General features: G+C 69.5%; 17 protein-coding genes. 4 read left to right on the top strand and 13 right to left on the bottom strand.

The annotated features are described in order from the left end of the window. Window positions 1-56 precede the first annotated feature (56 nt). Together WAB15_RS07870 and WAB15_RS07865 are read right to left on the bottom strand one after the other, a co-directional pair. Window positions 57-326: a DUF6406 domain-containing protein gene (locus WAB15_RS07870; protein ID WP_399144027.1), complete on the bottom strand. Its 270-nt coding sequence runs from the start codon at window positions 324-326 to the stop codon at window positions 57-59. Continuing rightward, on the bottom strand, window positions 323-5,128 hold the full coding sequence (locus WAB15_RS07865; protein WP_407285797.1) for a toxin glutamine deamidase domain-containing protein: 4,806 nt from the start codon (window positions 5,126-5,128) through the stop codon (window positions 323-325). The genes WAB15_RS07870 and WAB15_RS07865 overlap by 4 nt, the downstream gene beginning before the upstream one ends. A gap of 535 nt (window positions 5,129-5,663) precedes the next feature. Here WAB15_RS07865 and WAB15_RS07860 point away from each other — a divergent pair. Genes WAB15_RS07860 through WAB15_RS07850 form a run of 3 tightly spaced genes read left to right on the top strand, consistent with a single transcriptional unit; the run spans window position 5,664 to window position 7,252 of the window. Next, window positions 5,664-6,242 carry a hypothetical protein gene (locus WAB15_RS07860; protein WP_407285796.1) on the top strand — a complete coding sequence of 193 codons (579 nt, stop codon included), beginning with the start codon at window positions 5,664-5,666 and terminating at the stop codon, window positions 6,240-6,242. Between the two features lie 6 nt (window positions 6,243-6,248). Further along, window positions 6,249-6,944, top strand: coding sequence for a hypothetical protein (locus WAB15_RS07855; RefSeq protein ID WP_407285795.1), 696 nt, complete (start codon window positions 6,249-6,251; stop codon window positions 6,942-6,944). Further along, window positions 6,857-7,252, top strand: coding sequence for a hypothetical protein (locus tag WAB15_RS07850; protein WP_407285794.1), 396 nt, complete (start codon window positions 6,857-6,859; stop codon window positions 7,250-7,252). The genes WAB15_RS07855 and WAB15_RS07850 overlap by 88 nt, the downstream gene beginning before the upstream one ends. 609 nt (window positions 7,253-7,861) lie before the next feature. On the opposite strand, the gene WAB15_RS07845 is transcribed toward WAB15_RS07850, so the two are convergent. The 3 genes from WAB15_RS07845 to WAB15_RS07835 all read right to left on the bottom strand — a co-directional run bounded on the left by WAB15_RS07845 (window position 7,862) and on the right by WAB15_RS07835 (window position 9,494). After that, complete coding sequence (locus tag WAB15_RS07845) at window positions 7,862-8,173, bottom strand: hypothetical protein (protein ID WP_399144025.1); 312 nt, start codon at window positions 8,171-8,173, stop codon at window positions 7,862-7,864. Between the two features lie 232 nt (window positions 8,174-8,405). Continuing rightward, window positions 8,406-8,876, bottom strand: coding sequence for a hypothetical protein (locus WAB15_RS07840; RefSeq protein WP_407285793.1), 471 nt, complete (start codon window positions 8,874-8,876; stop codon window positions 8,406-8,408). A gap of 198 nt (window positions 8,877-9,074) precedes the next feature. Next, window positions 9,075-9,494 (bottom strand): MerR family transcriptional regulator, encoded by a 420-nt coding sequence (locus tag WAB15_RS07835; RefSeq protein WP_407285792.1) that lies wholly within the window; start codon window positions 9,492-9,494, stop codon window positions 9,075-9,077. 99 nt (window positions 9,495-9,593) lie between these two features. On the opposite strand from WAB15_RS07835, the gene WAB15_RS07830 reads away from it, so the two are divergent. Beyond that, window positions 9,594-10,082 carry a hypothetical protein gene (locus WAB15_RS07830; RefSeq protein WP_407285791.1) on the top strand — a complete coding sequence of 163 codons (489 nt, stop codon included), beginning with the start codon at window positions 9,594-9,596 and terminating at the stop codon, window positions 10,080-10,082. On the opposite strand, the gene WAB15_RS07825 is transcribed toward WAB15_RS07830, so the two are convergent. The 8 genes from WAB15_RS07825 to WAB15_RS07790 all read right to left on the bottom strand — a co-directional run bounded on the left by WAB15_RS07825 (window position 10,072) and on the right by WAB15_RS07790 (window position 18,832). Continuing rightward, entirely contained in the window at window positions 10,072-10,650 is a 579-nt protein-coding gene (locus WAB15_RS07825; RefSeq protein WP_407285790.1) for a hypothetical protein, read from the bottom strand. The two genes, WAB15_RS07830 and WAB15_RS07825, sit on opposite strands and share 11 nt — an antisense overlap. Window positions 10,651-10,746: 96 nt before the next feature. Next, window positions 10,747-12,180 (bottom strand): aminobutyraldehyde dehydrogenase, encoded by a 1,434-nt coding sequence (locus tag WAB15_RS07820; protein ID WP_407285789.1) that lies wholly within the window; start codon window positions 12,178-12,180, stop codon window positions 10,747-10,749. After that, window positions 12,173-13,486: a flavin monoamine oxidase family protein gene (locus WAB15_RS07815; protein WP_407285788.1), complete on the bottom strand. Its 1,314-nt coding sequence runs from the start codon at window positions 13,484-13,486 to the stop codon at window positions 12,173-12,175. The genes WAB15_RS07820 and WAB15_RS07815 overlap by 8 nt, the downstream gene beginning before the upstream one ends. A gap of 49 nt (window positions 13,487-13,535) precedes the next feature. Continuing rightward, window positions 13,536-14,645, bottom strand: a complete 1,110-nt coding sequence (locus WAB15_RS07810) for an ABC transporter ATP-binding protein (protein WP_407285787.1) — start codon at window positions 14,643-14,645, stop codon at window positions 13,536-13,538. 3 nt (window positions 14,646-14,648) lie between these two features. Further along, window positions 14,649-15,491, bottom strand: coding sequence for an ABC transporter permease (locus WAB15_RS07805; RefSeq protein WP_399144018.1), 843 nt, complete (start codon window positions 15,489-15,491; stop codon window positions 14,649-14,651). Next, window positions 15,488-16,390 (bottom strand): ABC transporter permease, encoded by a 903-nt coding sequence (locus WAB15_RS07800; protein ID WP_407285786.1) that lies wholly within the window; start codon window positions 16,388-16,390, stop codon window positions 15,488-15,490. The genes WAB15_RS07805 and WAB15_RS07800 overlap by 4 nt, the downstream gene beginning before the upstream one ends. A gap of 1 nt (window position 16,391) precedes the next feature. Beyond that, entirely contained in the window at window positions 16,392-17,531 is a 1,140-nt protein-coding gene (locus tag WAB15_RS07795; protein WP_407285785.1) for a spermidine/putrescine ABC transporter substrate-binding protein, read from the bottom strand. A 149-nt stretch (window positions 17,532-17,680) separates the two neighbouring features. Next, on the bottom strand, window positions 17,681-18,832 hold the full coding sequence (locus tag WAB15_RS07790) for an aromatic ring-hydroxylating oxygenase subunit alpha (RefSeq protein WP_407285784.1): 1,152 nt from the start codon (window positions 18,830-18,832) through the stop codon (window positions 17,681-17,683). Window positions 18,833-18,893 lie beyond the last annotated feature (61 nt).

Raw genomic sequence — 18,893 nt, 5'->3', positions numbered from 1 at the left:
CCTCCTCAGTTGCGCGAATTTCTCCTCGACCCCACGCGTGGTGGGCGGTGGCGGAATCAGGCCGGGGCAGCCGAGACGCGGCGCAGCACCACGGTCCAGTCGTCCTCGCTCGGCCAACCCGTCAAGTCGGCGAGCTGCCACGTCTCGTCGCCCACGGGGAAGTTCTCACCGATGCGGAGGATGTGAGTCTGCTCCTCGGTGGCGAAGGTCACGAGCCGAACCCTGACCGCGGCGTCGGACTCCCTGTAGATGTCGTTCACTGAGAAGCTGGCGTTCTCGAGATTTTTCTGAATTCCGTGCCAGAGGTGAATTGTGTCAGCACTCACTTCTCATCCTCCAAAGACGCGTACTGGTTGCTGCAGTATTTCATGAATTCCTTGGGCGTCAGCGGCTCGGGATGGTCCTTGTTGTGCGGGTTGCGCAAATGAATCAGGCCCTTGTCGTCGACCGAGACGATCTCGTAGGCGTGGGAACTCCGGAGGCCCTTCTCCATCTTGTTCTCCACACCCTTTCCCTTGGGGACGGTGCCGATAACGACCGGCCTACCGCTTTCCGTGAGCTCCCGCAGGTGGGTCAGGAGTTGCTTTTCCGGGCTGCGGCCCTGCATATCGTACTGCGTCGGGACATCGTGGTTCTCCGCCGTACGTCCCGTGATCTGGGCGAGCAGCTCGGCACGGTCGCCCGATGTGGAGCCATGGGTGATACGGGAGTAGCCAGTCAGCAGGTTGCCGTCGAAGTCCTTGTAGCGGGGGAACTGCAACATGTGCTCGCGCTGCTTGTCGTCCCAGAACTGGTCCAGGCCCGCGATGGCCTTCTCCATGATCGCCGGCCAGGCCACACCCACGTCGTGGGCGTTGGCGTAGGGGGTGAGGGTGGGGAAGTCGCTGTACACAGGCAGGTCGGGAGTGACCCGCATGGTCAGGATGCGCCCGGTCGGAGCGTGGTTGCCGTACCTGTTGCGCGCGACCTCGTGGAAGCGGACCTCGTAGTCGCCGTCCTCCGTCTCGCGAATCATGTCCTGGAGGAGATCCGGGTACCGGCTCGCGATGGCTCCCATGGTGGCGATGATGCCGCAGTCACCGATTTCACCCTGCGTCGTCTGCTCACGCGACGGAGGCCCGTCGAACAGCGGCACGCGCGTCCCGTCACGACGGTCCAGCGGAGTGCCGTAACTGTCGGCCTGGTGCTCCGGCAGCTTCTCGTGGTTGCCGAACTGCGGCTGGTCCACCTCGGTGGTGATCTCGGTGGGCTCGGCCGGGCCTGACTGGGTGAGCGACTGCCAGACCCGCTTGAACCGGCCTCGCTTTTCAGGCTCGTTGTCCGAGGCCGGGGAGCCCTCGCGGGGCTCGCCGGCGGATGGGTCCGGGGAGCCTGCCTGCTCGGCAACCCCCGTGGCGGCGCTGGTGGGGCGCGGGGTCTCTCCCGCGCCCGCGAGTGCGGACTCCGTGTGCGAAACGTCGCGGTTCGAGCGCTGCGAGTGCGCCGGCGCGGAGGTTCCGTTGTCCGCAGTTCCGTTGGCCGCAGTCCCGTTGTCCACAGGGGAGTTGACGCTCGTGAGGTCTGCCGAAGGTGTGCGCTCGCTATCGGTCGGGTTGGTGGTCGGCGTGCCGGCGGAGTCTGCCGGGGCCCTGCGGTCTGTGCCTGCGGGGTCGGCGGGGGGACGGCGGTCTGTGCCTGCCGGGTCCGATGGGGGTGTGCGGTGGGGGTCCGTGGGATGGGGGTCCGTGGGATGGGAAGGGCCCGACTGAGGTGCCTGGGTGGGCGGTGTGTTCTGGTCGGGCGTTGGGGCCGGAGGTGTGTTCTGGCCCGGATTCGCCAGCGTCTGTGCCAATTCGTTGACGAAGTTCAGGTGTTGCTGAATCTCCGCGTCCTGGGTCTGCTGGCTCGGCGTGCGGTACTTGCCGAGCGCAGTCTTGATTTGAGACTCGGTCTTGCCTTCCGCGCGCAGCCTGTCCCGCTCGGCCGCCTTGAGCTTCTTGAGGTCCGGGTCCGCTCGATAGGTCGTGCTGTAGTAGACGGGAACACGGTCCATCGCCTGGGAATCGTTGATGGTCTGGGAGCAGTTGGCGTGGCCGGTGGGATGACCGGTTTTGGTGGTGGGCAGGCCACAGGGCTCACGTTCGGTGTAGAGGCCCTTGACCTTGACTTTGGCCTGCTCCCGAGCTTCGCGGTTCTCGTTGAGCTGGTCGATCCAATTGAGGATGTGGGACTCGGAGTGCATCGGGTCGGCGCCGTCCACGGCAGGGGGAACCGACGAATCGACGATGTAGTGACTTTCCTTGGTGTCCGGGTCGAAGACTTCCACGACCGCGTAGTTCTTGCCGGAGAAGTCGGGCGAATTGCCGTCCGTCTCCTCAAGCAGCCGCTTGAGATCCTCCACATCCCGAAGGTTCGTCCCGTCCGGGTGCGATGCGAGTTCACGTCGCCAGGGAGCCGCTGACTCGTGGAACTTTCCGTTGTTGTACGCGTCGTTGTTCGCGGCCGGGTCAGGGTTCACGCCAACGGCGTTGTTGGCATGGAAGGACTGGCTGATGCGGGCCAGAGTGGCGATCGCGGCGTACCGCTGGCCGTCGTTCATGTCCGACCACGCGGGATCGAGATGCTGCCGGAGATCACTGTCGGTGAAGTTCGTCGACGGCATCGGAACATCCCGGTGCGCCGTCATCGCGGCCTCGTGGGCGGCCTTGGCCTGGGGGAGAGCCTGCTGGGCATCGGCGAGCCGCTGCTCCGCCGCCGCCCGCTTGGCCTGAACCGCCTGCTTCGCGTCGTCGGTCTTGGCTTTCCGCTCCGCGGTCGCCGCCCTGGTCCGCTCTGCCTTGGCGTCGGCGACTTCCTTCAGCGCCCTGTCGTAGTCCTGCCTGGCTTCACGTACCTGCTGTGCCGACTCCGCGTGCGCCTGGCGGCGATCGATGGATTCCCGCAGTACGTCGGCCAAGGGCACCCGGGGCGGGTTGCCTTGCGGCTGGGCCCACTGCCGCATCTGCGCCTGGACCGGGTCCAGACCGATCCGATGGACGTCGTGCGCGTCTCGAAGGTCGCTCTGTGCCGTGTCCGGAGGAAGGTTCGCATGCGAATCGGTCAGTCCTTCCGGGTCGGGAAGGCTCCGGTTGCGCCGCTCGCGAGTGGCTTCCGCGCTGGGGTCGTTGGACTCAGGGGGCGAACCGGCCGGGCGCTGGGGCGCTGTGTGGTCGGTACCGGCAGGTGCGGTCTGGCTCTGGTTTTGCGTGGTGGGCTGGTTGGTGGTTTCGATGGGTCGGCGGTTGGCGTCCAACGGGATCGCGAAGACGCCGTTGTTGCCGCTGTGGAGCGGGGTGGTGCTGCTCTGGCCCGTCTGCGGGTCGGCGTAGACGATCTGGCCGTTGTGGTTGACCACGTTCCAGGCGTGGGCACGGCCGTCGGCGTTCTGGGTGATGATCACGGCCTGTGAGCCGTGGCCCTCGTTGAGGAGGGTGGTCTCCAGGTTGTTGTACGCGTCGCGGCCGTCGCCGAAGTCGTCGAACTCGGCGCCCAGGGCGTTCTCGATACGGTCGCGGCCGTTGGGCTCGGGAGTGTCGGCGGGGGTGCCGTCCTCGTTCGGGCTGCGGCGGGCTGCGACCGTGGGGTTGCCCGCGTACGACTCGACGAACGCCAGTGTTCCGTCGGGGCAGTTGACGTCGCGACCGGACTCGTCGGGGTTCTGGCCGCGCAGATCATCGACCCACGTGCCCTCGCGCGGGTCAGGGGCCTGCTGGAACGAGCCGTCCTCGTTGCGCGGGAATCGCTCTTGCTGCGCACGGTTGTCGGCGTCGGTGGGGTCGTCGTAGCCATCCGGCGGACCGGAGGGGCGCGTGGCGGTGGACGGGAAGACCGGTTCCCTCGACTCCGCTTGCTGGTCGGTGTCCTGAAGGTCCTGGGTGTCCTGGGTGTCCTGGGTGTCGTGGGTGTCCTGGGAATCCTGAGGGGCTTGGGATTCCTGGCTGTGCTGCGTGTCCTGCCCGTCGTCGGGCTGCGGGCCGTCCTGGTCCGTCGCGTCCGAGTCCTGGGTCGCTTCCGAGTCGTTCTGCGGTGACGTCGTCTCCGGTGTCGACGTCGTCTCCGGGGTCGGTGTCGATTCGGGCGTCGGCGTCGTCTCCGGCGTTATGGAGGATTCCGGGGTCGTCGACGGCGGTGCCGTGTCGGTGCTGCCGTCGTTCGTGTTCTGTTCGGCGGTCGAGTCGTCGTTGTCGGAGGGCGTTTCGTCGGTGGACGGCTCAGTGGACGGCGAGGTGTTGGCAGGTCCGTCCGACTGAGTGTCGGGAGTTGACTGATCCGTCGACGAGTCGGGGCCCGGGCTGTTGTTGGTGTCCGGGGTGTTCTGGGAGGACGGTTGAGGCGTCGACGGGGTCAGGAAGTACGGAGTGATCGGATTCCGATTGGCGTCCAGCGGGGTGTAGAAGACCTCTTGGGCGCCCAGATGAATCGGGTTCTCGCTGACGACGCCTGTTTGCGCGTCGACGAACAGGACCTGGCCGTTGTGGTTGACCGCGGCGAAGGCATGGCCGCCACCGCCGGGCCAGTTGACGCCGATCACGGCTGCCGAGCCGTGCCCGGCCTGCGACAGCTCGTAGGCGATACGTGCGTAAGGGTTGGGATGGTCCTTGCCCGCGTACGTGCTGGGTGCGCCGGCCCAACGCGCCTGGTTGTCGACCGAGTCGCGCTCCGCGGAGAAGGTGTTCAGACTGCCGTCCGCATTGAGGTCCAAGGTGCGCGGGGCGGACACCGTCGGGCGGCCGAACCATGTCTCGAGGAACGAGCGGGTGCAGTCGGCGCAGTTGTTGGATCGGCCCGGTACCCCCACGCCGCCGTCGTTCTGCAGACCGGCCCAGTTTCCTTGCCGCGGGTCCGCGTACACCTGCGGGGTGCCGTCGGGGTTCCGCGGGTGGGCGTTCTCGAGGTCCTGCTGATGGGCGGGGTCGGGCGTGGTCAGTCCTTCGGACGGGATGTTCAGGTCGTTGCGGATGTCCGAAAGGTCGTCTGCCTGGGCCGGAGGCGGAGGCGCCGTGGGTTGCTCGGGCGCGCTGTCGTCAGCGGGGGGCTGGTTCTGATCGGGCGTCTGGTCGGTGACGTCCGACTGCTGACTGTCCGGCTGTTGGTTGTTCGGGGCCGGCATCCCCTGGTCGTTCGGCGTGGAAGTGGGGGACTCGGCCGGTGACTGCTGGTCCGTCGGACGGTTCGTCGGCTGCTCGCCGCGGGGCGCCGTGGTCGGGCGCCCAGGCGTCTCGGTGCGCGGCGGCGATGCGGGACGGTTCTGTTGGGTGTCCCGCGACGGCGTCGTGGGCCTGGTGCTGGGCTGTTCCGTACGCGGCGTCGTGGCGCCGGGCGCGGTGGCCCGCGGTCTCGGCGGTGTTGTCCTGGGGGTGCCGGCCGCCGGCGCCTGCGTCGGGATGGGGCCGGCCGCCGGTGGTGGCATGGCACCCGGGGGCGACGTCGAGGGCGTCGCGGACGACGGGGCCGCCTGCTGCGGGAGGCCCGCCTCACCGGGCTGCGTACCGGGGGCCGGGGGTGCCGCCGTGGCGACGTTGCCCATGAGGCCCATGTTGTCGTCGTCCGGGTTTTGCGGGGTCGGTGTCGACGGTGTCGGCGCGTGGCCCTGACCAGGGCTGGGGCTTGCGGTGGGCGTGTTGCCGGGCATGGCGCCGCTCGGCATGGAGACACGGCCGCTGCCCTGGCTCTGGTTGTCGTTGTTGTTGCCGTCGTTGGAGTCGCCCGGCATGGGGCCCTGGGCCGGTGCGGGCATGGTGGTGCCCGAGTCGCGGTCGACCTGGTGCACGCCCGGTTCGGGGCGGGAGTTGTCGGGAGCCGGGGCCGGTGCGGCCTCGGGGCGGTCTGTCTCCGGCGGTGGGGACGGCATGGGTGCGGGCTCGGTGTTGCGCGGGTCCGGGATCGACGCGCCCGGCTCCGGGGTGTGGACGTCGACGATTTCCGGGCGGCTCGGGCGAGCGCTGTCCGGAGTGGTGTCCGGCGCCGGGGAGCCGTCGACATCCGGCGCGCTGCCCGGGCCCTCGATGGGCGAGGAGTTGGAGGGCGGGGACGGCTCGTTGCCCGGTGCCGTGGTCGGCGGGGCGTCCGGTGTGCTGTCCGGACGGGCGGAGTCAGGGGTGGTGTCGGGGGCCGGTCCGCCTTGGACGTCCGGCCTCGTCGTGGTGGACGGCGTGGACGAGTCCGGAGACGAGTCGGGGGTGGACGAGTCGTCGCCCGGAGGAAGACCGATGCTCTCGTTGTAGGCCCGGGTGCCCACGTCGAAGGGGCTGGGCGAGTCGGAGCCACGGCTCGGTGAGGGCGAGGACGACGAAGGGTTCGACGAGTCCGGGCTGCCGGTGCTGTCCGTGCTGCTGTTGGACGGCGTACTTGAGGAAGAGGAGGGCGAGCTCGAAGCCGACGGGCCATCGGACGACGAGGACGGGCTCGATGACGAGGACGGGCCCGACGAAGAACCGTCCGAACCGCTCGACGGAGACGAGGACGACGGACCGCCGATATCGGGTGCCCTGCGCCCGGAGTCGCCGCTGCTCGAACTCGGTGAACTACTGGAACTCGGGGAGTTGCTCGACGAACTGCTGTCGTTCGATGGCGAGGTGGACGAGCTCGGCGAGTTCGACGAATGGGAGGGGCTGGGGGAGTTGTTGGACGAACTGCTGTCGTTGGACGCCGAGTTGTTGTGGGACGACGAGGAATCGTTCGACGACGAATCGTTCGACGACGAATCGTTGGACGAAGAGTCGTTGGAGCTGCTGTCGTTCGTCGACGAATCGTTGGAGTTCGACGAGCTGTCGTTGCCGGAGTCCGACGAGCCGTCGCCGCCGTCGTTTCCGCTGTTGGTCAGTCCGTGGCGGGCGCCATGCCCCGCGCGGGAGCCGGCGCCGTCGCGCAGGGACTCGCCGAAGGTGGAACCGGAATTCTTCAGGGCGTCCTTGCCCTCTTCGTAACCCTTCTTGGCGGTGCGGCCCAGGTCGTAGCCCGACTGCTTGCCGAAGTTCTGCTCGACGGTCTGGGCGACCAGGTCGGAGACCATGGCTTCGAGAGCGGAGACGAAGGGTTCCTTGGCGGTCTCCAACACCGCCTGCAGGATCTGTTGGGCTATCTCCTTGAGGAGTTTGCGCAGGATCAAACGCGTGGCGGCGGCCGCGCCCATCGCGCCGAGTTCGGACAGACCCAGGGTGAAGGGAGCGGCGGCCTGGGCCGCGGCGATCTCGATCGCCAGGATGATCAACTGGGCGATCACCGCCACTTTTAGCCCGATGATGAGCATCGCCGCGGCGTCCATGCATATGGCGATCAGCTCGGCGCCCTGGCGGGCGTCGTCGAAGTAGCCCGAGCCGCCGGCGAACTTCTCCCAGGTCTTGTTGAAGCCCTCGATGGAGTCGCCGGCGTTTTCGGTGAGGACGTTGCCGGCGGCGCTCATGCCACGGGCCTGGAGGGCCTCCACATCAGCGGCGAACTGGCGCCAGGTGTTGGCGCACTCCATCATCTTGTCTTCGTCGCCTGTGGGCCAGTCGAAGCCACACATCTCGAGAACCCACTCAAGTGCGTTCGGCAGCATCAAAGCCATGACGAAGACCCCCGTTGTCCCCATGTAATTCGTGTCGTCCCGCCCTGTAGGCGGCCGACCGACCCCATCCACCGCACCGCCGGCGGAAGGGCCCTGCTTCTCTGCTGCTGCCGGAGGCGCCATTCCGTGCCTCGTGAGTGCTCAACCGGCTCGCGTCGGCGCAGAGCCATGCCCATGCCAGAGCCTACCCAACGGTCCTTTCGGTCCCTCAACTCCGTGGTGTCACAGTGCTGTAGCAGGCATCCGGTTCAAAGCCGTCCAGCCGTCCAGCCGTCCAGCCGTCAGGCGGCAGCCCTAGCCATGGGGCCGGCGCAGGCTGCGGTACAGCTCGATCGCGGAGTCCGGCGGAAAGTTGGGGACATAGGTGACGGCTCCGTCGATTTTGGAGATCACCATGTGACTGCCACCCAACGGCGCCTGAGTGCCGGGTGGCGGTGGGGGCATGACGGCGTGGACGAGGAAGCCGGTGTCGAACTCCACCACGTACAACGGCGCCGGGTTTCCTTCCAGATCCAGTACTTCGAATCGGGCGCGAGCTGCAGCCAATGCCTCTTCGGCAGTGGCGGGGACGGGCTGTACCGGTTCCGGCGCGTCGGGGTGCGACACGGACTCTCTCCTATCAGTGAAGGGGCGACTGTGGGGCAGGCGCGGTCATGCGGTTGAACTCGGGCTTGGCGCGGGGCAGGCGGCCGTCGAAACGTCGAGCCGAAGCCGAGCCGACGCCGAAACCGATACGGCGCACACACTCGACCCTGGCTGCCGCGACTGTGCTGCTATGGCGGCCCTGCAACCCCGCTGTACGGTCGCGTCGCCACACGCCCCCGTGGTGCGGACCGTGTCACTTGCTCACGGACTTCAGAATTCGCACCTCGCCGCCGAACTGGTTCTCCGGCTTCTGCTCCTTGACCAGAGCGTCGTTGAAGTCCTCGTTCTCCTCGTGGTTCTTCGCCATCCGCTCCAACGCCTTGCCGATTTCGTTGAGCTTGGTGGCAAGGTGCTCCATCGAGTCCGTCATGCCGTCGCGCAGGCCTTCGTAGACCACGCCGAACTTCTCGCCGAGCTCGTCGTCACCCCACGGTGGGGTGCCTTCCTTGTCGCTGAAGGTGGTCAGGCCTTTCCAGGCGTCCTGGGCGACACTCGAGAACGTCGTCTCCTTCGGCGCTCCGCCTCCGCCGCCTCCACCGTCACCCTGCGCGGCCAGGCCGTTCTTCAGTTTGGTGGTCGCCTGGTAGAAATCCCTGCCGATTTCGGAGAAGTTCCTCCCCTCGGCCTTCAGCGTCTCCGGATTGCTCTCGAACCCTTCGCCCATGACTGCGCCCCCGTTCACCACCCGGCGTCATCGAGATGCCGGTTCACGTCCGTCTCATGTCTGTGCCAGCGTACCCAGAGGCGCCGACAAGCTCTCAACCCCCGGGTTTCACAGTGCTGTCCCGGGAGCGTCCGGCCGATACACCTTCCGAGGCGAAGCGATCGCCGCGTTCGGGGTAGCCGACGTCGCCGCACAGAATCAAACCGAGAGTGTTCCCAACGTCCCGCTCGTCCAGGTTGGCCGACCAACCCCCTGCTCGTCCGGGTCGGTCGGTCGCAGCGGGCAGCCCGTGCCCACGCGGGCGGTGAGTTCGGCGCGGAGGGCCGCGAGTTCGGCCATGCGGGCGTCGACGATCTGGATCTTGTCCTCGAACAGGGCGGACAGCGCCTCCGCGGCGTCCGGTGCGTCGCGTAGTTCCTCGCCCTGGCGGGCGATCTCGGCGAGGGAGAATCCGAGGGACTGCGCGGTGCGGACATAGTGCAGCCAGGCCACGGCCTCGGGTGGAAAGTCGCGGTAGCCGTTGGCCAGTCGCCGGCCCGCGATGAGGCCGACCTTCTCGTAGAACCGGATCGTGTCCCTGGTCATGCCCGTCTGCGCGGCCAGCTCTCCGATGCGCATGCCTCTGAGCCCCCTTCGGACGATGAACTTGACCTTGGACCGTACTCCACTGTTTAGCGTGAGGCACGCCGATGTCCCACGACCAGTAGGAGCTTCTTCGTGATCCGTTCCGTCACCCCCGCGCGCCCCGGCTATGTCCGGGTCGTACGCGTAAGTGCCTGGTACGACCTCGTCATCGCCATCGGATTCGTGACACCGTGGACGTATGTGGTGATGCATGACGCGCTGTCATTCACGGCCGAGGCATGGGGGCTTGGCGCCGTGCCCGAGCTGGATCTGTGGCAGACCCTGTACGCGAATCTGATGGGGTCGGTGGTGCTGATCTGGTCCGTACTGCGCATCGTTCGGACGTTGCCGGTGTATGGGTTGTTCGACGGCGTCGGGCGCATCTTGTTCTCGGCCTGGATGGCGTATGCGTTGGCCCATGGCGCCTCGCGGATCGTGTGGCTGTTCCTCGGCGTCGAGTTGGCTTTCGGGGTCGTCCAGCTTGTGCCCTGGTGGCGGAGCCGAGGAGTTGACGGCCTGGCGCACGCCCATGCCCGTGCTCATGTCCATGGCCGCCCGGCCGATGCGCCCGTCAGGCCGTGAACTCCACGTGCATCGCCCCGAGTTCGCGGGTTGCGGCCGAGAGGTCTCCCAGGTCGGGGTCGGTGGCGGCGTCCTCCCAGATGACGTACACCTGATCTGAGCGAGTCCATGCCAGAAGGTCGATGATCTGTGTGAACGTCGAGGGCGCGAAACGGGGGAGGACGTCCTCGCCGTCGTCCAGATGGTCATCGGTGCGCAGTTTCCGTCCCGCCAGCAGGCTCAGCCAGGCCGCCGCCGCGTAGGCCGACTGGGATATCACGTGGAAGTCCGGATCCTGGTCCTCGGAGTAGGCCAGCCCCAGCGCGGTCAAGTGCTCGTGGATCGCGTCGGCGTCCACCGTTTCCCCGGCGGCCGCCCGGCGCAGCCCGCGCACCGCTTCCGGATTCGACAGCACGGGCTCGTCGGTGAATTCCAGGTCGGCGTGTTCGATGTGGCTGAGGAGGGGGGTGAGGAGGTGGTAGAGGCCGGTGATGTGCCGAGCGTGGTGCGGGTTCGTGCTTCCGGTGTTCGTGCCTTCGATGAAGTCGTCGAGAGATCGGAGGAGTTCGGGGTAGGTCGAAGCGGTCATGTGACCATGGTTAGCACGGGGCACTGACATCTTCGGGTGAGTGGTTCCGTCCCGGGGAGCGGGGGGAAGTCCCCGGTCCCCGGGATCCCCCCCGGCTCACAGCATGACGTGCTTGACCTGGGTGTAGTCCAGCAGTCCGGCCAGGGACAGATCGCTGCCGTAGCCGGAGTGCTTGACGCCGCCGTGTGGCATCTCGGAGACGGTGGTGCCGTGGGTGTTCACCCAGACGATCCCGGTGTGCAGCGCCCGTACGGCCCGCATGGCCCGGTCGTGGTCGGTGGTCCACACGCTCGCCGCGAGGCCGAAGCGGACCCCGTTCGCCAGGCGCAGGGCCTCGGCCTCGTCGCGGAACGGCTGCACCGTGACGACCGGGCCGAAGATCTCCTCCTGCACGATCTCGTCGTCCTGGCGCACCCCGGCGACCACGGTGGGGGAGTGGAACCAGCCCGGCCGCGCCGGCGCGGCACCGCCCGTCACCACTTCGGCGTGTTGCGGGAGTCGATCCAACACCCCTTGGACCGAACGGAGGTGGGCTGCGCTGTTGAGTGGGCCGTAGTCGGTTGAGGGGTCGTCGGGTGGGCCGGTGCGCAGTGTGCGGGCGCAGGCGGCGAAGGCGGCGACGAACGCGTCGTACCGGCGGTGGTGCACCAGCAGCCGGGTGGGGGCGGTGCAGTCCTGGCCCGCGTTGTAGTAGGCGACGGCCGCGAGTTCGGCCGCGGTGGCCTCGATGTCCACGTCGCCGTGGACCAGGACCGGGGCGTTGCCGCCCAGCTCCAGGTGGACCCGTTTGAGGTCCTGGGCCGCGGTGGCGGCGATCTCCCGGCCGGCCCGGACGCTGCCGGTGAGGGCGAGGAGGCGGGGCACGGGGTGCTCGGTCAGCGACCGGCCGGTGTCGCGGTCGCCGCAGACCACGTTGAGCACGCCGGGCGGCAGCGCCTCCGCGGCGATCCGGGCCAGCAGTACGGCGGACGAAGGGGTGGTGTCGGCGGGCTTGAGGACGGTGGTGTTGCCCGCGGCGAGCGCCGGAGCGACCTTCCACGCGGCCATCATCAGCGGATAGTTCCACGGGGTGATCTGGGCGCAGACCCCGACCGGTTCCCTGCGCTGCAGCGAGGTGCGGCCCTCGGTGTACTCGGCGGCCGCGGCGCCCGGCAGGTTGCGCGCCGCCCCGGCGAAGTAGCGGAAGGTGTCGGTCACCGCGGGGAGTTCGTCGGTGCGGAACCGCTCCGGCGGCTTGCCGGTGTCCCCGACCTCGGCGGCGACCAGCTCGTCGGCGTGCGCGTCGAGCGCGTCGGCGATCCGCAGCAGTGCCCGCTGCCGCTCCGCGGGAGTGGTCAGCGACCAGTGCGTGAAGGCGGCCTCGGCCGCATGGCAGGCGGCGTCCACGTCCGAGGGGCCGGAGCGCGGTGCGCTGCGGTGCACCTGTCCGGTGGCGGGGTCGACCAGGTCCGTCGTCGCGCCGGAGGCCGCGGGGCGGTCGGTGCCCGCCACGTGGTTGAGCAGCACTTCGGCACTACGGTGCTCAGCCATGGCGCAGCACCTCCCGCGCCGCGGCCCGGCCGGTGCGCACCGCGCCCTCCATGTAGCCGGCCACCCACTGGTCGGATCCGCAGACGTAGAAGGGCGGTTCATGGGTGCCGTGCAGCGGGCCGACCGCCATCACGTCCCCCGGGTTCCACTGTGTGACATAGCCCTGGGTCCACGGGTCGGTGCCCCACATCCGCAGGTAGCAGCTGAACGGCTGGAGCGCCTCGGCCCCGTAGAGGCGGGCGACGTCGCCCAGCAGTTCCTGGTCGCGCAGCTCCGCCGGCATCCCCAGCAGCACGCCATAGCGCTCGGGCGGGATCAGCGCGGACAGTACGCCCTCGCTCTGCGGCCAGGTGCTGCCGAGCACGCCCTCGCACTCGGAGAGCCCGTTGAGCTCCAGGTTGCGCCAGAAGGGCCGGTCGTAGGCGGCCGCGAACTTCGCCGCCACCGCATGCCGTTGACGGTGCAGCGAGGCGAGCCGTGCCTCCGAGACGCCGGTCACGGTGACCGAGCGCAGCGGGCCGACCGGCAGGGCGCTGACGACGGCGCCCGCGGTGAGGGTTTCACCGCCGGCCAGTCGGACCCGGCAGCCCTCCGAGCGCACCGCCACCTCCTCGACGGGCGCCGAGAGCCGGATCCGCCGGCCGAGCCCGGCGGCCATCCGCAGCGCCACGGTCGCCGAGCCCTCGGCGACCCGGAGCCCCTCCCAGTCCTCGTAGTCGTAGGCGCCGGCTCCGGGGACCGCGGCGTGCTTGCGCAGCGCGGCGAGCAGCGAGGTGCGTTCGTACGAGCCGCTGGCGAGGGCGAGTTGGCCGATCTCCCAGAGACGGACGACGGCCGGGCTCGCGCCCTCGGAGCGCAGCCAGTCGCCGACCGACAGCCGGTCCAGGGCGGCCGCCTGCGGATGGGACCAGGGGTCCTCGGGGTCGACGGTCCCGGCCAGCGCGACGAACGCCTCGGTCACCCGCCGGTGGCCGGCCTCGTCACCGGGGCCGAACCAGTGCGGCGGCTCGCCGGCCGAGACGCCCTCCGCGGTGGCCCGTGCCATCCGGCCGGGCTCGGCCACATAGCTGGGTACCAGGGCCAGACCGAGCTCCTCGGCCAGTGCGAGGTAGGCGGTGTGGGCCCGGCCGACCACCTCCCCGCCGAGCTGGACCAGCCTGCCGTCGGGGAGTACGGCCTGCTCGACGCGTCCGCCGACCCGGTCGCGGGCCTCCAGGACGAGCACGTCGGCGCCGGCCGCGCTCAGGTCCCGTGCCGCGGCGAGCCCGGCCAGGCCGGCCCCGAGCACGATGACATCGTGGTTCATCAGGGTGTGTTCCTTTGCTGTGGGTGGGGCGGCCGGAGCGGGCGGCCCATCAGTCGAGGACCAGGCAGTGCTCGGGCCGCCAGCCGATCTCCACCCGCTCGCCGCCGTGCCAGCGGTCCTCCATGCGGGAGCGGTCGGTGTTCTGCTCCAGTACGGACACCGTGACGCCGGGGGCCAGTTCGATGAGGTAGGTGGTGGTGGGGCCGGAGTAGACGGTCTCCCGGACCACGCCCTGGACCAGCGCCATGCCCGCTTCGAACTCGGAGAGCCAGATCTTCTCGGGCCGGATCGACAGGCTGACGCCGCTGCCGTCGGCGATGCCGGCGCGTCTGCCGACCGGCAGCGCGGGACCGCAGTCCAGGACGACCTGCCCGTCCCGGTAGGTGCCGGGCACCAGGTTGGAGGTCCCCATGAAGGAGGCCACGAAGCGGTTGGCGGGACGCTCGTAGACGTCCTCGGGCGTGCCGCACTGCTCGACCCGGCCCTCGTTCATCACCGCCACCCGGTCCGCCATGGTCAGCGCCTCGTCCTGGTCGTGGGTGACGAAGACGAAGGTGATGCCGACCTCGCGCTGGATCTGCTTGAGTTCGACCTGCATCCGCCGCCGCAGCTTGAGGTCGAGCGCGGCCAGCGGCTCGTCGAGCAGCAGGACCTGGGGGCGGTTGACCAGGGCGCGGGCCAGCGCGACCCGCTGGCGCTGCCCGCCGGAGAGGGTGCGCGGCTTGCGGTCGCCGAGGCCGCCGAGCTGCACCCGCTCCAGCATAGTGGCGACCCGCTCGCGGATCTCGGACCGGCCGACGCCCTTGCGCTTGAGGCCGAAGGCGACGTTGTCGGCCACCGAGAGGTGGTCGAAGAGGGCGTAACTCTGGAAGACCGTATTGACGTTGCGCTTGTCCGGGGGCAGCGCGGTGACGTCCTCGCCGCCGAGCAGGACGGTGCCGGACGTGGGGTCGGTGAAGCCGCCGATCATGCGCAGCGAGGTGGTCTTGCCGCAGCCGGACGGCCCGAGCAGGGCGAAGAACTCGCCGGGGGCGATGTCGAGGGAGAGGTCGCGCACCGCGTAGGAACCGCCGTAGTTCTTGCTGACGCCGTCGAGCCGGACGGCGGGCCGGGCTTCGGAGGCGGTCACGCCGGGGGAGGGGGAGTCGGTGGAGGGCATGGGTCACTTCCCGGAGAGCAGATCGAGGCCGCCGCGGCGGCCGAACAGCCGCGGAATGGCCAGGGCGAGACCGATCAGGCCGATGGAGCCGGCCAGCATCAGGGTGCCGACCGCGTTGATGGTGGGCTGTACGCCGAAGCGGATGGCCGAGTAGATGCGTACGGACAGCGGCTGGGGGTCCACGCCGGTGGTGAAGTAGGCGAGCACGAAGTCGTCGAAGACCAGGGCGAAGATCAGCACCGCGGCGGCCAGGATGCTGGGGAGCAGGGCGGGCAGGGTGACCAGGCGCAGGGCCTGGAGGCGGGTGGCGCCCAGGTCCATCGCCGCCTCCTCGACCTCCGGGTTGAGGGCGGCGATCCGCGAGCGAAGGATCACCGTCACATAGGAGATGGAGAAGGTGACCTCGGCGAGCATCACGGTGCCTGAGGAGAGGGTGACGCCCACGCCCTTGAAGAGCAGCATCGCGGCGACGCCGGTGACGATCTCGGGGGTGACCAGCGGGACCAGCATGATCAGGCCGGCCAGCGAACCGAGCCGGGTACGGCTGCGCACCAGGCCGAGTGCCAGCGCCACACCGAGCACCACCGAGCCGGCCATGGCCACCAGGGAGACCCGCAGGCTCATCCCGAGCGATTCGATCAGCACGTTGTCGTGGAAGAAGGCCGTGTACCACCGCAGGCTGAAGCCCTTGAGGACGGTGAGGGACTTCTGGGCGTTGAAGGAGAAGAGGACCACGACGCCGATGGGGAGGTAGAGCAGCAGGAAGAAGGCGGCGGTGACGGCCAGGGCCAGCCGGGGCCTGCGCTCGGTGCCGCGGCGGTCGCGCCTGGGAGTGCGGGGCGTCATCGGGCGGCCTCCGCCTCGTCCTTGCGGGTGCGCCGCAGATAGCCGAGCATCCCGAGGAACAGCACCGCCATCATCAGCATGGTCAGGGCGGATCCCAGCGGCCAGTTCTGGCCCTGGAAGAACTTGTCCTGGATCAGGTTGCCGATCATGATCTGGTCCGGGCCGCCCATCAGTTGTGCGCTCACGAAGTCGCCCATGGCGGGCAGGAGGACCAGCACCGCGCCGGCCGCCGCGCCCTGGCGGGTCGCGGGGAGGGTGACGAAGAAGAACGTCCTCAGGGGGCCTCCGTAGAGGTCCCGCCCGGCCTCGATCAGCGACAGGTCCATCCGCTCCAGCGCCGCGTAGAGCGGGATGATCATGAAGACGACGAAGCCGTAGACGAGCCCGGCGATGACGCCGGTGCCGCTCTGCAGGATCTTGGTGTGGGCGTCCGCCAGCCCGACGGCGCGCAGCGCCCTCAGCACCGGGCCGCCGTCGGAGAGCACCACCGACCAGCCGTACATCCGCACCAGGTAGTTGGCGAAGAACGGCACCACGATCGCGGCGATCAGCAGGTTCTTGAACCGTCCGCCGTGCAGTGCGATGACATAGGCGACCGGGTAGGCCACGACCAGGCACACCGCACAGGCGATCAGCGCGAACGCCAGCGAGCGCAGCAGCACGATGCGGTACGCCGGGTCGGCCAGCGCCTTGACGTTGTCGAGGTCGAACCCGAAGCGGGGGTTGCCGAGCGGGTCGGTGGTCCCCAGGGCCAGAGTGGCCACCAGGATCAGGGAGGCGATGAGGAATCCGGTCATCCAGAGGGTGCCCGGGAGCATGAGCCAGGTCCACAGCCGAGTGCCGGACGCGGAGCGGCCGCGCTGCGCTCGGAGTGCCCCGGAGGGGGTGCGTTGTGCCATGTCAGCCGGCTTTCACGTGGGTCCAGGCGGAGTCGCGGGCCTGCTCGCCCTTCGACGAGGCGTTGCGGAAGAAGAGGTCGCCCTTGAGGTCGTCGGGGGCGACCAGGCACTGCGGGAACGGCTTCACCAGGGCGGCGTAGACCTCCTCGCTGCCGTGCACCGGCATGGGGTAGCCGATGTACTCGATGTTCTTGCGGACGTTCGCGGGCCGCAGGAGGTAGTCGATGAAGAGCATCGCGGTGCCGGGGTGGCGGGCGTCGGTGGGGATCGCGTAGCAGTCCGAGTTGATCGGCGCGCCCTCCCGGGCCACCTCGAAGCCGAGGACGGAGGGGTCCTTGGCCTGCCCGAGCATCGCGGCCATGTCCCCGCTCCAGGCCTGGGTCATCGCCGCGTTGCCGTTGAGCAGGTTGTTGTAGCTGTCGCTGGAGAAGCCGCGCAGCCTGGGGCGCAGGCCCTGCAGGGTCCGGGTGATCCGGGCGAGGTCCTGCGGGTCGGATGTGCCGATGTCCAGGCCGAGCTTGAGCGCGGCCATGCCCAGCACCTCGTCGCGGTCGTCGAGCACGAAGACCTGGCCCTTGGCGCGGGGGTTCCACAGATCGTCCCAGGAGCCGGCGAGATCGTCGCCGAGCCGGTCCTTCCGCCAGCCGATCCCGGTCTTGTACATGGTGAACGGGACGGTGTGCGCGGAGTGCCGGTCGTACCAGGGGTCGGCGAAGTACGGGTAGTGGTCGAAGACGGCGGCGGCGTGGGTCAGTCGGGAGTGGTCGATCCGGCGCAGCCGGCCGCCCTGGGCCAGCCGCTGCGCCCACTTCGCGCTGGGGAAGATGATGTCGTAGCGGTTGCCGGCGTTGAGCTTGGCGGCCATGCCCTCCATCGAGTCGAAGTTCGACTGGACGACCTTGACGCCGTACTCCTTCTCGAACCCGTCGAAGACGGCCGGCGCGATGAAGTCCGCCCAGTTGAAATAGACCAGGTCGCCGTCGGCCTTGACGTCGATCGGCCGGTCCGGGTCGCCGAAGGCGTTGCGGCTCTCCGGCAGGAATCCGCAGCCGGCCGGGCCCAGGGCGAAGGCCGCGGCGGCGCCCGCGCGCAGGAACGCGCGCCGGGACGGGGGTGGGGGCGGGGGTGCCTCGGGGGACATCGGTGTCCTCTCCGTAGGGGAAGCGCTGCTCGTCAGGGCGCGGTCACGGAGGTACGGAGGCCCTGCCCTCCGTACGGGACCGGTCAGCCGTGGCGCGGGCGGCGCGCGCCGTGGGGGGACGGCTCGTTCGGCTGCCTCACCGGCGCGGCTCAGCCCACCGCGTCACCGAGGTCGGCGCGCACCCGGTCGGCGAACCAGCCGACCGCGGCCTCGCGGCGGGACAGGGGGCCCGGCTCGAAGCCGGGTGTGCCCAGTCCCCGCTGTACGCGGGCCACGAGTTCGGCGTCCTCGTCATTGGTGATCCAGCCGATGTGGATGTTGAGCCGGCGGGCGAGCCGGGTGCGTGCCCTGGTCCCGCGGCGCGTGTAGAAGGCGCCGGGGACGGCGACCCGGTCGACTGCCGTCGGCAGTGCGGTCCAGGCAAGCACATGGTCGGGGTAGAAGTCGATGAGTGTGTTGGGGTAGATCACCGCGTAGCGCCAGACCCGCCGGTCCGCCTCGGTCAGCCCCGGCATGGGGGAGGCCAGCCGCTGGTAGAGCCGCTCGGCCCAGTTGGAGGAGGGCTTGTCGCGCAGCGGTGAGGCGAACAGGACGTAGTTCTCGGCGATGTCGCAGGTGTAGCCCTGGTAGTCGAGCAGCCGCATCAGCCCGGGGTGGGCGACCGGGACGTGGTAGCCCTCCAGGTAGTTGTCGACGGCGACCTTCCAGTTGGCCTGCTGGACCTCGGCGCCGGCCAGGTCGTGGATCCGGCTGCGGCCCACCGGCACCAGGTCGGCGTCCGCGTAGTGGCCGACGGCCTCCGTCAGCCCGGCGCACTGCTCGGCCAGGGGTACGGCGTCCGGATCCAGGTTGGCGAAGACGAAGCCGAGGAACGACTCGACCCGTACGGGGAACAGGCCGAGCGAGGGCTTGTCCAGGCAGGGGATCTGCCGGGCCTCGGGCGCGCCGACCAGCCGCCCGTCGAGTTTGTAGGTCCAGCCGTGGTACGGGCAGCGGATCGCCTTGCCGGCCGGTTCGGGAGCGTCGACCAGGCGGGTGCCGCGGTGCCGGCACACGTTGAGGTGCCCGGCCAGCGAGCCGTCCTCGGTGCGTACGACCAGCACCTCACGGTCGGCGACGGTGGCGGCGAGCCGCGCACCCGGGCCGGGGAGGTCGCTCTCATGGCACACCAGCTGCCAGGACCGGGCGAAGATGTGCCGGGTCTCGGCGGTGCCGGTGGCCGGATCGGTGTAGTAGCGGGCGGGGAGCGCGGGTGCGGGGGAGTCGTGCTGCGGAGGTGCTGCGGTGGCTTCGGGGTGCATCGGGTAACTCCTCAATGCCGCACGGGCGAGGGGCCGCAGAGGCGGAAGGGCGCGGGGGAGG

It is taken from the genome of Streptomyces sirii, from assembly GCF_045690365.1.
In the GTDB taxonomy this organism is placed as follows: domain Bacteria; phylum Actinomycetota; class Actinomycetes; order Streptomycetales; family Streptomycetaceae; genus Streptomyces; species Streptomyces sirii.
This window is presented reverse-complemented; position numbering and strand designations above follow the sequence as displayed.